The following is a 12,568-nucleotide window of genomic DNA, read 5'->3' on the forward strand; positions in this document are numbered from 1 at the left end:
CAGGGGCTAATCTGTAAATTAATACTTAAAAAATGACGGATTTCACGCTATAATAGTCGCAATCCGGGAAAAGTGAAATGGAGGCGCATGACCTATGGACCCGATGACAAAAATGTGGCTGTCTCTGATTGCGGTACTGATTATGGGCTTATCCGTTTTTTTGATTACTTTTGCACGCAGCAAAACGAAGGGACTGCTAAGAGCTGTTTTATCGGTCATTGCTTTTGTCATCCTGCTGATCGGAGTTCTGGGCGGGGCCGCTTCAATTATGTAAGCATTTACATTATACTCAGGCAGACGTGTTTCTGACAGAATCGTTAGTTGATTTTACAGGAATGGGGCGTGTGTAGTTTGATGGCCGGTTCAGGAATTCCTTATGTGCTGGAGACGGCACTGGGCAGCATAGCGCGGGAGCTGGATGTGATCGGGCCGGGTAAGCCGCCGGTGTGGCTGCTGGGGGGAAGCTGCGGTCTGCTGCTGCACGGGGTTCAGCTGAGTGCTGCTCCGCGCGATATTGACCTCTATTGTGATTTGGAGGATACCGCGCAGCTTCATCGGGCACTGCTGAGATACACCGTCTGCGCACCGGAGGAGGATTATAGCGGAGGCTGTTACTCTCTGCGCGGGCTCTACTTCATCGGAGAGGTGAAGGTTGAGCTGGTGGGCGGATTCAGGATCGGCAGCGGCTCCGGGCAATATGCAGTGGATATCAGCAAGCTGCAGCCCTATGCCCCGAAATGTATGTTCGAAGGGAGCGGCCGCCTGGCCCTGATGCCGCTTGTCCATGAGCTGATCTTCAATCTGCTGCGCGGCAGGGAAGAACGCTGCCGGGCTATTGCGGAGCTGATGAAGCGGGATGTAGCCGGTCATCTGCCGCTTCTGGAGCAGCTCATTGAGGAGAATCATCTGGAAGCCGCCGGCCTGCAGTCTAGGCTGGACGAGCTGCTGGGGATATCCGAATCTATACGTATATAACCTGATTCCAAGGAAGGAGGCTGTAAGATGAATGCGAAATCGCAAATAACGGTCACTTTCCTTCCGGAACAACGCACAGCTTCTGTCAAGCATGGGGTTACGTTGCTGGAGGCTGTGCGCAAAGCCGGAATCGTCCTGCCTACCCGCTGCGGGGGCAAGGCGGGATGCATGATGTGCAAAGTGTCCGTAGAGCGTACGGATGCCGTGGGACTCAGACCTCCTGCGGAGGCGGAGAAGCGCAAGCTTGGCAGCCTGCTGAATGAAGGCGTCCGCCTGGCCTGTCAGGCCGCTGTATGGGGCGACGTCCAAGTGCATATTCCCGAGGACCCGCTGAAGGCGGCTGTACGCCGCAGACTGGAAGCGGCGCGCCGTGGCGAATCGGAGGACTTATGGTGATGGTTACTCCTGGCGCAAATGCAACCCAGAGAGGAGCCCTGCGAGTGGACTCCATGCATCTGGTGAAGCTCCGGCAGAGCCGGAATAGGTCTGCGATACTGCTGCCGCTGCTTGTCCTGCTGATCTTGTCTCTAACCGGCTGCATGTATCCCCGGGAGCAGCAGCAGTCCGGCAGCAGTTACCGCGAGAGTGTGAAGCGCGTGCAGGCGGCGGTAGATGATTATCAGGAGCAGAAGGGGCTGCTGCCGATCTTGACCAGCGATCAGGACACGCCCAGATACGAGAAATTCGTGATTGACCTGAATAAGCTGCAGCAGGAAGGGTACCTGGACGAGATCCCGGCAGCAGCGTTCGAGAAGGGCGGGAGCGCCCATTTTCTGGTGCTGGATGAGGAGACGGACCCACAGGTCAAATTAATGGACCTGGTGACCGTGCAGAAGGTTAACGATATCCAGCGCAAGGTGAACCTCTATAAGTCTGCGCACGGCGGGAAGCTTCCGGCAGGGGAGGAGCTATATCCGGGCCTTGTATCTATCGATGCCAAACGGGCAGGGACAGGGACAATCAAGCTAAGCAGCGTATATTCGGGCCAGACGCTCGGGCTCCTGATGGATCGCAGCGGGGCAGTCTATGTTGATTACGGTGCGGATATCTCCTCAGCCATTGATAAGAACGGCAGCAGCCCGGAGGCAGACCGTGACCTGCGTCTGGAGCTTACGCAGGCCTCCTATTATGTCCCTGTCAAGTCTCTCCCTTATCTGTGGGTGGATGGCCGTCCCGTCCCGCAGGCTCCGCAGGAATAGCAATATACTATTATAAATTAAGGCAGCAGTTCTCCGAGAGCGGGGGATTGCTGCTTTTTTGTATGGGGAATCTCAGAATGGATAGTAGTTCTAGGCCGCGAGCCGCCCTCATAGACTTGATGAGAAGACTTCCGGGTGTCTTGACGCAGTGGCGAGCTAGAGCGGGTATACGAAATTTCAGATGCAAAAATGCGCGGACGCTGGTCATAAATCCGTTACGGATACATATGATGATACTAGTCCAAATGCATGTCCGAGCATTCGGAGTTTAGCGCGGGGCAACCTTGCTTCGCCTCAGGCAAGTAAGCTAGGCTTCGGGCGGGCAAAGCTTAGTCCGGTGGTTGTCCTGCAAGGGTCAGTTTGCCGGCGGAACGCGAAGTCGATGCTCTTCAGGCATTTTTTCTTCGGAGTAATATGAGGAGGGGATCTCTTTTGGAAAAAGTGGATATTTTCAAGGACATTGCCGAGCGTACCGGCGGAGACATTTATCTTGGCGTCGTCGGCGCGGTTCGCACGGGGAAATCGACATTCATCAAGCGCTTCATGGAAACGATTGTTCTGCCGAACATCACGAGTGAAGCAGACCGGGTAAGAGCGGTCGATGAGCTGCCGCAAAGTGCGGCAGGCAAAACTATTATGACTACCGAGCCTAAATTCGTACCCAACAATGCGGTGCAGATTAAGGTGGCCGAAGGCCTGGAGGTTAACGTCCGGCTGGTCGATTGTGTAGGCTATGCAGTGGAAGGCGCAAAAGGGTATGAGGATGAGAATGGTCCGCGGATGATCTCGACCCCATGGTTCGAGGAACCGATTCCTTTCCAGGAAGCGGCTGAAATCGGGACACGCAAGGTCATTCAGGAGCACTCGACCCTGGGTGTGGTAGTGACTACCGACGGTACGATTGCCGAGATTCCACGGAGCTCGTATGTCGATTCCGAAGAGCGCGTGATCGCAGAGCTGAAGGAGGTCGGCAAGCCGTTCGTGCTGGTCATCAACTCCACCCGGCCGCGCAGTGAGGAAGTCCAGCAGCTCCGCAGTGAGCTTGCCCTCAAATATGATATTCCGGTGATGACGCTCAGCGCTGCGAATATGACCGAGGACGATGTGACTGGTGTCCTGCGTGAAGTACTGTATGAATTCCCTGTGCATGAAGTTAATGTTAACCTGCCGAGCTGGGTGATGGTGCTGGGCGAGAATCACTGGCTGCGCAGCAGCTATGAGAATTCTGTCCGTGATACCGTGAAGGATATCCGTCGTCTGCGCGATGTGGACCGCCTGGTCTCCCAGTTTACCGAATATGATTTCATCGACCGGGCAGGCCTCAGCGGCATGAACATGGGCCAGGGGGTAGCCGAGATTGACCTCTACGCTCCCGAAGAGCTGTATGATCAGGTGCTGATGGAGGTAGTCGGGGTCGAGATTCGCGGCAAGGATCACCTGCTCCAGCTGATGCAGGACTTCTCCCACGCCAAGCGCGAATATGACCGCTTCTCGGAAGCGCTGGAAATGGTTAAGACAACGGGGTACGGCATCGCCGCACCTTCTCTGGCCGAGATGGCGCTGGATGAGCCTGAGCTGATCCGCCAAGGCTCCCGCTTCGGAGTCCGGCTGAAGGCTACGGCGCCGTCGATCCATATGATCCGGGTGGATGTCGAGTCGGAGTTCTCGCCGATTATCGGTACAGAGAAGCAGAGTGAAGAGCTGGTGCGCTACCTGATGCAGGACTTTGAGAATGACCCGATCAAAATCTGGGAATCCGATATCTTCGGCCGGTCCCTGCATTCCATAGTCCGTGAGGGCATTCAGGGCAAGATCGCGATGATGCCGGACAATGCCCGCTACAAGCTGCAGGAAACGCTGGGCCGGATTATCAACGAAGGTTCAGGCGGCCTGATCGCCATCATCCTCTAAATGAAATAGGCTTGTCCTTTGGAGCGGGAGCTTTTCCCGCTCTTTTGCTATTTCCTGGCCCATTCGCTGCTAGAGCGGAAAAGGGGAATTCTCCCTGGAAAGCTTCCGCTTTTACGGCATAACTGGTAGTAATAGACTGCGCAATTGCAGCGGAATGAAGGGAAACCTGCTACTTTCTGCTCCTTTTTTGAGGAACGCCTTGATATTATGGTTGGGCTGTATTACTATAAGTTTGTTGCGCTTCTAGAAGAGAGGTGCCAGTTTCTAGCATTAAACGGGATTATCACGTATATTTTACGTTGAAACGGAAAGAGTGTATGATACCGGAACTTTTAACCAGGGAGGTGAGAAGACATGAATAAATCAGATTTGATCAACGTAGTTACAGAAGCAACTGAACTTCCCAAAAAAGACGCTACGAAAGCGGTAGATGCTGTTTTTGAAGCGATCACAGGTGCACTGCAAAGCGGCGATAAGGTTCAGCTGGTTGGCTTCGGAAACTTTGAAGTGCGCGAACGTTCCGCACGTAAAGGCCGCAACCCGCAGACTGGTGAAGAAATCGAAATTCCTTCAAGCAAAGTACCGGCTTTCAAACCCGGTAAAGCGCTGAAAGACGGAATCAAATAAAGATTTCTACATATCTGCCCCATAGTCCTTGAATACCAACGATGCCGCCTTCCAGGGCGGCATTTGTTTTTGAGAGAGGCTCATAAACTTTGAGGAGGATTACAATGACTGAGAAGAAGAATGAAGTGAATCCTGCACCGTCCGGCAGCGACTATATCGTAGTCAAGGCCAAGGAGAACGGTGTTCAGGTCATCGGGCTGACCAGAGGGCTGGACACACGGTTTCACCATACGGAGAAGCTGGACAAAGGCGAGGTGCTCATTGCCCAATTCACCGATCACACCTCAGCAATGAAAATCCGCGGCAAGGCTGAAATCTGGAGCAAACACGGACAATTAGAGAGTGAAAGCTGAAAAGCAGGCATAGCCTGCTTTTTTTCAAAATATAACTAGATATGGGCCGCTCTGCGGTGCCGTATAATCCTGCATAGCAGCGGAAACTATGAGTAGGGAGGCATGTTATGAACCGGAGCTGGCTGATCGGAACGGCGTTGCTGCTTAGTGCAGCTACTACCCTGCTGCTGCCGCAACTGGCCGGCAACGTTATAACTGCCCAGAGTAACTATAGCGCAGTACAGACGATAGGCCAGGATGGCCTGGTACTGGAGAATGACAATCTGGTAGATGCGCTCAGTGAGATTCCCTTCAGTCTGATGATTGACAAGGCAGGCTGGGAGAACGGGGTATTGTCTATGGATCTCAAGGTGAACGGTGATGCCCACGAACCGCAGGAGCTGTACCGTAACATGGCTCTGGCTATCGGGTTCGCGATTCAGGAGACTTCGAACGTAGACCAGCTGCTGCTGCGTGTGGTGGCAGAGGATAGGTGGCTGGATACCCGCCGCCTGCTCCTTGCCGGTGATATCCGCCGCAGCGAGTGGAGCCCCCTGCTGCAGGAGGCGCTGGAGAACGCAGGCAATTCGCCTCTTCCCGATTCGCTGAAGAACGGCTTCCGCATTAGCGAAAGCGAGCTGTGGAAAAAGCAGTTCATTTATCCCTGAACCGGGTAATTGAAACTAGAAGGCTTCACCCGTGCGTGACAAAAAAACATGTGATATAATAGACAAGATTGTGAACAATGAGTTTGACAAACGTCAATGGCTTCGGAGGCTAAAATGAAACCGTACCGCATACCGCAACTGGCTAAACCCTACACCGACTACGATATGATTCAGCGGCATACGGAACTGCCGCCGTTCTCAGACGGGCGGGGTCATTTGTTATATATTTTTCTCGGCAGGGGCCGGGGGGCAGACTTCCAGCAGGCAGAGCTGTTCACCCTGGTGACCGGACTCGTCCAGCTTGGACTGGATACCCATGAGAGCATTGACCGGAATCATGAAGAGCCCGGCGGCGATATGATGCGCACCCGCCAGCTGAAGGTTCTGGCCGGTGATTATTTCAGCAGCTGGTTCTACCATCTGCTCGCGAGACACGGTCAGATTGAAATGGTTGGCACATTGAGCGCGGCTATCGCTGATTTCAATGTGATGAAGGCCAATCTTTACGGCAAGATGAGCGGAACGCTTGTCCCGGCCGAACAATACTTGAAGCACACGGTACAGCTCAATATGCGGCTGTTTCTTTCTTTTACACCGATGATTGAAGAGTCCCTTAGAGATATCTGGCAGAAGCTGCTCGCCGAATTCAGCCAGTGTGAGACAGCAGCCCTGGAATTGCGCCGGGGGGCAGCTCCGGCAAGTGCGCTGGAAGGCTATGCTTACTGGAAGGTGATGGAGTCGGCGACTGAAGAGGAACGCCAGCAGCTTAAGGGGCAGACTCTGGACCCCAAGGATTGGCAGAAGCTGAAGCTGAGATGCAAATGCGATACGCTGCTGACGGACAAGCTGCATAGCTCGCTCGCGTCCATTCAGTCGTTATTGCAGGGGATCAGGGACGAGGATCTGGCGGGTCAGCTTAGAGCTGCACTGGACCGCCTGCTTCTGCAAATGAAAATTTCCGGACAAGCTGCCGTGGAGGGTTAGAGAATGACAGTAGATAAAGTTACCGTAACAGGGGGGCAAGGCGACAAGCCGAAGGAGCAATTTGTCCATTCGGTATTTGAGAGCATTGCCGGCAAGTATGATCTGATGAATGATATTCTGAGCTTCCGGCGTCATAAGGCCTGGCGGAAGTTCACCATGCGCAAGATGGGCATGAAGCGCGGGGACTCGGCAGTAGACCTGTGCTGCGGTACCTGTGATTGGAGCATTGCCCTCGCTGATGCGAGCGAGACCGGAAATGTCATGGGACTGGACTTCAGCGCAGGCATGCTGGAGGTGGGACGGCGTAAGGTGGAAGCGCGCGGATTGCAGGACCGCATCTCCCTGATTCAGGGGAATGCGATGGAGCTGCCGTTCGGTGATAATTCCTTCGATTACGCCACTATTGGCTTTGGACTTCGTAATGTGCCTGATCCCGTACAGGTGCTGAGTGAGATGAAGCGCGTGGTGAAGCCCGGCGGTATGGTGGTCTGCCTGGAGCTGTCGAAGCCGATGAAGCAGCCGTTCAAAGGTATTTATTATTTTTATTTCCAGCGTGTGCTTCCGCTGCTCGGCAGGCTGTTCGCCAAGCGGTATGAGCAATATAAATGGCTTCCTGAATCACTGGCACTCTTCCCGGACAGGAAGCAATTAGAGGAGATCTTCCGGGATACCGGACTTACAAAAGTGGAATCGTTCCCCTTGAACGGTGGCATCGCGGCGTTACATCTTGGACTCAAGGAGAACTGTAATGTTTAAGAAAATCGGTATTTTTCTACAAATGATTAAATTCGAACACACGGTTTTTGCTTTACCTTTTGCCTTTATGGGGGCCTTGCTGGGTTCAGTAGTTATGTTTGGGGAACTGCCCTCCTGGAGCCAGATCGGATGGGTGGTTGTTGCTATGTTCGGCGCACGCAGCGCGGCTATGGGGCTTAACCGGCTGATCGACCGGATCAGTGATGCGAAGAATCCGCGGACAGCGGGCAGAGCCATTCCGGCAGGATTACTGAAGGTTGGAGAGGTGACGCTGTTCATCGCGTTCTCGTTCTTTTTGCTGTTCTGGGCAGCCTTCAAGCTCAATCCGCTGTCAGCGAAGCTGCTGCCGATTGCTGTTTTTCTACTGGTCCTCTATTCCTTCACCAAACGCTTCACCTGGGCCTGTCACCTGATTCTCGGGCTCACAATTGCCCTTGCGCCTCTCGGCGGCTGGGTTGCGGTTACAGGAACGGTGGACTTGACTGCTATGATCTTCTATTTCACGATCGTATTCTGGACAGCAGGCTTTGATATTATCTACTCCTGCCAGGATGTGGACTTCGACCGCAAGGAAGGACTGTATTCGATTCCGGTGCGCTTCGGGGTGGCCCGTGCGCTGGGGATTGCCAAGGTCTTTCATCTGCTGACAGCCCTGGGCTTCATCTCTCTCTTGTTCATCACGGAACTGAGCTGGTGGTATGTGGCCGGCATGGTGATTGCTTATATTATTCTGTTCTATGAGCACTACATTGTATCTCCGGGTGATCTAAGCAAGCTGCAGACCGCCTTCTTCACCATGAACGGTGTACTTAGCATTGTGGTCTTTTCCTTTACTCTGATTGACCTGGTGGTGCAGTTCTACAAATGACCGAACTTAAGCCTAAGAACTTCGTGGTTGGCATTACCGGTGCGAGCGGGGCGATCTACGGCATCCGGCTGACAGAGACCCTGCTGTCCCTCGGTTATACAGTACATCTGGTTGTCAGTAATGCAGGCTGGCGTGTCTTCAAGGAGGAGCTGGGTTATGCCGTAACTGACCGGGAAGGACTGCTGAATGAGCAGTTCGGCAGCTATCCCGGTTCTCTTCTGTATCACCCGGTACAGGATATAGGCGCTTCGATTGCCAGCGGCTCCTTCCGGACAGAGGGGATGATTATTATGCCCTGCTCGATGGGAACACTGTCTGCTGTAGCACATGGCAGCTCGGACAATCTGATGACACGGGCAGCGGATGTCATGCTGAAGGAGGGCCGTCCGCTCGTTCTGGTACCCCGGGAGACACCGCTGCATGCGATTCACCTGGAGAATATGCTGAAGCTGTCGCGGATGGGCGTCAAGCTGATTCCGGCAATGCCGGCGTTCTATTACGGTCCTGCCACCATGGATGATCTGGTCAATTTCATGGTGGGCAAGGTGCTCGACAGCTTCGGGATTGAGCATACTTTATTTCGCAGATGGGGGGATGAAGGGTGACAGACCTGGAACACACCGTCATCGGCAAAATCAGCTATACCAATTCATGGCCGGTCTATCATTATTTCGATCCCTCTTCTTTAAGCTTTCCTGCTGAAATGGTGAGTGAGGTGCCTGCTGTGCTTAACCGGGGCATGGCAGCAGGAGATATTCATGTTGGGGCTTTATCCTCCTTTGCTTATGCAGCGGCCAGCGACCGGCTGCTGCTGCTGCCCGGTCTGTCCGTCAGCGCGGACGGTCCGGTGAGGTCAATATTTCTTTTCTCCAAAAAGCCGTTACAGCAGCTTGGCAGCGGAACGATAGCCGTGACGAATACTTCGGCTACCTCGGTCAATCTACTGAAGATCCTGATGCACAAGGCCTTAGGCACTAGTCCGGAGTACATTAGCAGCGATCCCGATCTGAACACTATGATGCAGCAGGCGGATGCCGGCCTCCTGATCGGAGACCATGCCATCCGCGCCTCCTGGCAGGATCAGGGCTATGAAGTGACGGATCTGGGCGGGCTGTGGAAGGAATGGACGGGCCACAGTATGACCTTTGCTGTGTGGGCGGTCAACCGCAGGGCTGCAGCCCGGAATCCTGAGGCCATTGCCGAGATTGCTGAAGCCTTCGAGCGGAGCAAGAGACGCGGCCTGAATGAGCTGGGACCGGTAATTCACGAAGCCTGCTGCACAATCGGGGGCACGGCCTCCTATTGGAGAGATTACTTCCGTAATTTATGTTATGACTTTGGGGAAAGGCAGCAGGAAGGTCTGAACCTCTATTTCCGCTATGCCTATGAAATGGGCCTGCTGCCGCAGGAAGTGAAGATGGAGCTTTGGAGCCACAATCTGCTGACACGGGTGAAAGAATGAAGCGACTGCAAATATTCGGCTTGCTGAACAAAGATATGGATCAGATTGAGAAAGAGCTGTACCGCAGTGTCCAGGGGGATGATGACCTGCTGAGCGAGACCTCGCTGCATCTGCTGAGAGCTGGGGGCAAGCGGCTCCGGCCGGTATTCGTTCTGATGGGCGGCAAATTCGGGACCTATGATCTCGATAAGCTGAAGCGCGTCGCGATTCCGCTGGAGCTGATTCACAGCGCCTCACTGGTCCACGATGATGTCATTGACGATGCGGAGCTCCGGCGGGGAGAGCCTACCGTCAAGGCGAAATGGGGCGACAAGATCGCCATGTACACCGGCGACTATATTTATGCCAAGGCACTCGTGATGACTTCAGGGCTGAAAAATCCCCTGATTCATCAGATTCTCTCCAAAGCCATGGTAGAGATGTCCATCGGAGAGATGGAGCAGATCCGCGACTTCTTCAACAGCGGACAGAGCGTGCGCCATTATCTGCGGAGAATCCGCCGTAAGACAGCGCTGCTGATTGCCGTCAGCTGTCAGCTTGGCGCTCTGGCTGCAGATGCGGAGCCGGGAACTGCCAGGCTCCTCTATAATTACGGATATAACGTTGGGATGGCGTTTCAAATCCGTGATGATCTGCTCGATCTCTCCGGAACGGAGAAGCAAATTGGCAAGCCGCCCGGAAGCGATATGCGGCAGGGGAATATCACTCTGCCTGTCATCTACAGTCTGCAGGATGAGCGGCTCCGCGGCCGCCTGCTGGAAGAGCTTGAAGCGATTCGTGAAGGGAACAGAGGGGTCGGACGCGCTATTGATCTGATTCTCTCCGGCGACGGGATTTCCCGTGCGGAGGAGCTGGCTTCCCGCTATATCGCCAAGGCGCTGGATGCGCTGGAGCAGCTGCCAAGCAACCGGACCAAGCGCAATTTGCGCGATATCGCCTTTTTCGTAACAGGCCGGGCTTATTGAAAATATAAGAAATTATCTGCAAATTTACGTTCACAGATGCCGGGGTTTCTGATAATATCAGACCATAAACAGCCCATTCATTTAGAATAAGGGAAATTGGAGAGTGACTCTATGGAACAAACGTATCTGATGATCAAACCGGATGGTGTACAGCGCGGACTAATCGGACGCATCGTCGCCCGCCTGGAAGACAAGGGATTCAAGCTGGTCGCTGCCAAGCTGATTACCGTTACTGAGGAGCAGGCCAAGAAGCATTATGCGGAGCATGACGGCAAGGATTTTTTCCCGGAGCTGGTAAGCTTCATTACCTCCGGCCCTGTGTTCGCCATGGTGTGGGAAGGCGATGATGTCATCGCATTATCCCGTCTCCTGATCGGCAAAACCAAAGTCGGTGAGGCCCTGCCAGGCACCATCCGCGGGGATTATGCCAGCCATACGCCGCTTAATCTGATCCACGGATCGGACTCACCGGACAGTGCAGCACGTGAGATCGCCAATTTCTTCGCTCCGGATGAGCTGGCACAGTATCATAAAGACATCGCGGCCTGGATGTAAGCATCCGGGCAGGAGACAGGAGATTATTATGGCTGAACGTGAAGAATCCTCATTAACCCCGGACCCTGATTATACCGGATTTATTCATAATATCAAACAAAGCACAGGCATTGACCTTGCGCAGTATAAGGAAGCACAGATGAAGCGGCGGCTGACGACGCTCCGTATGAAGAACGGCTACAATACCTTTAACGAGTTCTATGCGGCAATGATGAAGGACAAGGCTCTGTTCTATGAGTTCCTGGACCGCATGACCATCAATGTCTCCGAATTCTGGCGGAATCCGAACCGCTGGGAAGTGCTGAGGGATGTGATTCTGCCGGATCTTCAGCGCTCCGGCCGCAGACTGAAGCTATGGAGTGCCGCCTGTTCAACGGGAGAAGAGCCTTATACGCTGGCGATGATTCTCTCGGACAAGAATATTCTGGCCCAGACCGGCATTCTGGCTACAGATATTGATGACGGGGCGCTGGCCAAAGCGAAGCAGGGGATCTATCTGGAGCGCTCCTTGAAGGATGTGCCCAAAGATGTGTCAGACCGGTATTTTACACCGGAAGGCCCGGTTTTCAAGGTCAGTGAAGGACTGAAGAAGAATATCGATTTCCGCAAGCAGAATCTGCTGCTGGATAAATTCGACGAAGGCTTCGATCTGATTATCTGCCGCAATGTCATGATCTACTTCACCGAAGAAGCCAAGAATAAGCTGTATCACAAATTCTCGGCCAGTCTGCGGCCCGGGGGTTATCTGTTCGTGGGCAGCACGGAGCAGATCTTCACACCGGCGCAGTATGGCTTCGAGTCGACCGAAACCTTCTTTTACCGCAAGAAATAGCCGTAGTCTGCTGGAGTCTCCCTTGGTGCAGGGTATACTTTAGGCGCTTTTCAGTGATACTGGGAAGTAGGAAGAAACCTAACGCCAAGTGAAAGGTCGTTAACCCAGATGGACAAAAGCAAGGTCATCACCGCCTACCGGCGGGGGTTCCTCACCGTCCGCGAATGCGGGCAGATTCTCGGCATCGAGGAGCTGCAGCTCCAGAGCCTGCTTACTGCGGAAGAGGGCAGAACCGGCGGCCGCCTTCCGGCACCAGGCAGCGACAGTCTGGAGACAGGCTCCTGAACGGGGGAGCACAGCAGCGCCGCTTCTACTCGAAAGAGCAGGAGCGGCGCTTGTTTTGTTCAAATATAAGCGGAGGGCCGGGCTATTGCTTTCTTGTCAAAGCGGAGAGCCTATACTATAATAAGCAAAGACATTTAACATTTTAGCGG

General features: G+C 53.9%; 17 protein-coding genes. All 17 read left to right on the forward strand.

Going from position 1 to position 12,568, the window contains the following annotated elements; genetic code table 11:
- The first annotated feature begins 94 nt into the window (after window positions 1-94).
- Window positions 95-274, forward strand: coding sequence for a DUF2768 family protein (locus tag MHH78_RS14090; protein ID WP_036698144.1), 180 nt, complete (start codon window positions 95-97; stop codon window positions 272-274).
- An 80-nt stretch (window positions 275-354) separates the two neighbouring features.
- Complete coding sequence (locus tag MHH78_RS14095; protein ID WP_341167759.1) at window positions 355-975, forward strand: hypothetical protein; 621 nt, start codon at window positions 355-357, stop codon at window positions 973-975.
- 27 nt (window positions 976-1,002) lie between these two features.
- Window positions 1,003-1,371: a 2Fe-2S iron-sulfur cluster-binding protein gene (locus MHH78_RS14100; protein ID WP_341167760.1), complete on the forward strand. Its 369-nt coding sequence runs from the start codon at window positions 1,003-1,005 to the stop codon at window positions 1,369-1,371.
- A 53-nt stretch (window positions 1,372-1,424) separates the two neighbouring features.
- Entirely contained in the window at window positions 1,425-2,174 is a 750-nt protein-coding gene (locus tag MHH78_RS14105; RefSeq protein ID WP_341170332.1) for a DUF3939 domain-containing protein, read from the forward strand.
- A 432-nt stretch (window positions 2,175-2,606) separates the two neighbouring features.
- The gene (gene spoIVA / locus MHH78_RS14110; RefSeq protein WP_036727319.1) at window positions 2,607-4,085 is read left to right on the forward strand and encodes a stage IV sporulation protein A; all 1,479 of its coding nucleotides are present in this window, start codon (window positions 2,607-2,609) and stop codon (window positions 4,083-4,085) included.
- A gap of 354 nt (window positions 4,086-4,439) precedes the next feature.
- A complete protein-coding gene (locus tag MHH78_RS14115; RefSeq protein ID WP_019909963.1) occupies window positions 4,440-4,712 on the forward strand; it encodes an HU family DNA-binding protein in 273 nt (90 codons plus the stop codon).
- 104 nt (window positions 4,713-4,816) lie between these two features.
- Window positions 4,817-5,065, forward strand: a complete 249-nt coding sequence (gene mtrB / locus MHH78_RS14120) for a trp RNA-binding attenuation protein MtrB (RefSeq protein ID WP_051478165.1) — start codon at window positions 4,817-4,819, stop codon at window positions 5,063-5,065.
- Window positions 5,066-5,172: 107 nt separating this feature from the next.
- Entirely contained in the window at window positions 5,173-5,712 is a 540-nt protein-coding gene (locus tag MHH78_RS14125) for a hypothetical protein (protein ID WP_341167761.1), read from the forward strand.
- A 114-nt stretch (window positions 5,713-5,826) separates the two neighbouring features.
- Complete coding sequence (locus MHH78_RS14130) at window positions 5,827-6,696, forward strand: heptaprenyl diphosphate synthase component 1 (RefSeq protein WP_341167762.1); 870 nt, start codon at window positions 5,827-5,829, stop codon at window positions 6,694-6,696.
- A gap of 3 nt (window positions 6,697-6,699) precedes the next feature.
- Window positions 6,700-7,452, forward strand: a complete 753-nt coding sequence (locus tag MHH78_RS14135) for a demethylmenaquinone methyltransferase (RefSeq protein ID WP_339310383.1) — start codon at window positions 6,700-6,702, stop codon at window positions 7,450-7,452.
- Window positions 7,445-8,320: a UbiA-like polyprenyltransferase gene (locus MHH78_RS14140; protein WP_036727311.1), complete on the forward strand. Its 876-nt coding sequence runs from the start codon at window positions 7,445-7,447 to the stop codon at window positions 8,318-8,320. The genes MHH78_RS14135 and MHH78_RS14140 overlap by 8 nt, the downstream gene beginning before the upstream one ends.
- Before the next feature lie 62 nt (window positions 8,321-8,382).
- Window positions 8,383-8,925 (forward strand): UbiX family flavin prenyltransferase, encoded by a 543-nt coding sequence (locus tag MHH78_RS14145; protein ID WP_445668095.1) that lies wholly within the window; start codon window positions 8,383-8,385, stop codon window positions 8,923-8,925.
- Window positions 8,922-9,782: a menaquinone biosynthetic enzyme MqnA/MqnD family protein gene (locus MHH78_RS14150; RefSeq protein WP_036727307.1), complete on the forward strand. Its 861-nt coding sequence runs from the start codon at window positions 8,922-8,924 to the stop codon at window positions 9,780-9,782. Before MHH78_RS14145 ends, MHH78_RS14150 begins: the two co-directional genes overlap by 4 nt.
- Window positions 9,779-10,747 carry a polyprenyl synthetase family protein gene (locus MHH78_RS14155; protein WP_076079176.1) on the forward strand — a complete coding sequence of 323 codons (969 nt, stop codon included), beginning with the start codon at window positions 9,779-9,781 and terminating at the stop codon, window positions 10,745-10,747. The genes MHH78_RS14150 and MHH78_RS14155 overlap by 4 nt, the downstream gene beginning before the upstream one ends.
- 111 nt (window positions 10,748-10,858) lie before the next feature.
- On the forward strand, window positions 10,859-11,302 hold the full coding sequence (gene ndk / locus MHH78_RS14160) for a nucleoside-diphosphate kinase (RefSeq protein ID WP_036727303.1): 444 nt from the start codon (window positions 10,859-10,861) through the stop codon (window positions 11,300-11,302).
- Window positions 11,303-11,330: 28 nt separating this feature from the next.
- The gene (locus MHH78_RS14165) at window positions 11,331-12,134 is read left to right on the forward strand and encodes a CheR family methyltransferase (protein WP_340752881.1); all 804 of its coding nucleotides are present in this window, start codon (window positions 11,331-11,333) and stop codon (window positions 12,132-12,134) included.
- 108 nt (window positions 12,135-12,242) lie between these two features.
- The gene (locus MHH78_RS14170; RefSeq protein WP_179090429.1) at window positions 12,243-12,419 is read left to right on the forward strand and encodes a hypothetical protein; all 177 of its coding nucleotides are present in this window, start codon (window positions 12,243-12,245) and stop codon (window positions 12,417-12,419) included.
- Window positions 12,420-12,568: the final 149 nt, after the last annotated feature.

It is taken from the genome of Paenibacillus sp. FSL H3-0333, assembly GCF_038002805.1.
Classification (GTDB): domain Bacteria; phylum Bacillota; class Bacilli; order Paenibacillales; family Paenibacillaceae; genus Paenibacillus_AQ; species Paenibacillus_AQ silagei.

What these genes read in the sequence shown, in the direction of transcription:
- MHH78_RS14090 (WP_036698144.1), top strand. Translation starts at nt 95, where the DNA reads ATGGACCCGATGACAAAAATGTGGCTGTCTCTGATTGCGGTACTGATT.
- MHH78_RS14095 (WP_341167759.1), top strand. Translation starts at nt 355, where the DNA reads ATGGCCGGTTCAGGAATTCCTTATGTGCTGGAGACGGCACTGGGCAGC.
- MHH78_RS14100 (WP_341167760.1), top strand. Translation starts at nt 1,003, where the DNA reads ATGAATGCGAAATCGCAAATAACGGTCACTTTCCTTCCGGAACAACGC.
- MHH78_RS14105 (WP_341170332.1), top strand. Translation starts at nt 1,425, where the DNA reads ATGCATCTGGTGAAGCTCCGGCAGAGCCGGAATAGGTCTGCGATACTG.
- MHH78_RS14115 (WP_019909963.1), top strand. Translation starts at nt 4,440, where the DNA reads ATGAATAAATCAGATTTGATCAACGTAGTTACAGAAGCAACTGAACTT.
- mtrB (WP_051478165.1), top strand. Translation starts at nt 4,817, where the DNA reads ATGACTGAGAAGAAGAATGAAGTGAATCCTGCACCGTCCGGCAGCGAC.
- MHH78_RS14125 (WP_341167761.1), top strand. Translation starts at nt 5,173, where the DNA reads ATGAACCGGAGCTGGCTGATCGGAACGGCGTTGCTGCTTAGTGCAGCT.
- MHH78_RS14130 (WP_341167762.1), top strand. Translation starts at nt 5,827, where the DNA reads ATGAAACCGTACCGCATACCGCAACTGGCTAAACCCTACACCGACTAC.
- MHH78_RS14135 (WP_339310383.1), top strand. Translation starts at nt 6,700, where the DNA reads ATGACAGTAGATAAAGTTACCGTAACAGGGGGGCAAGGCGACAAGCCG.
- MHH78_RS14140 (WP_036727311.1), top strand. Translation starts at nt 7,445, where the DNA reads ATGTTTAAGAAAATCGGTATTTTTCTACAAATGATTAAATTCGAACAC.
- MHH78_RS14155 (WP_076079176.1), top strand. Translation starts at nt 9,779, where the DNA reads ATGAAGCGACTGCAAATATTCGGCTTGCTGAACAAAGATATGGATCAG.
- ndk (WP_036727303.1), top strand. Translation starts at nt 10,859, where the DNA reads ATGGAACAAACGTATCTGATGATCAAACCGGATGGTGTACAGCGCGGA.
- MHH78_RS14165 (WP_340752881.1), top strand. Translation starts at nt 11,331, where the DNA reads ATGGCTGAACGTGAAGAATCCTCATTAACCCCGGACCCTGATTATACC.
- MHH78_RS14170 (WP_179090429.1), top strand. Translation starts at nt 12,243, where the DNA reads ATGGACAAAAGCAAGGTCATCACCGCCTACCGGCGGGGGTTCCTCACC.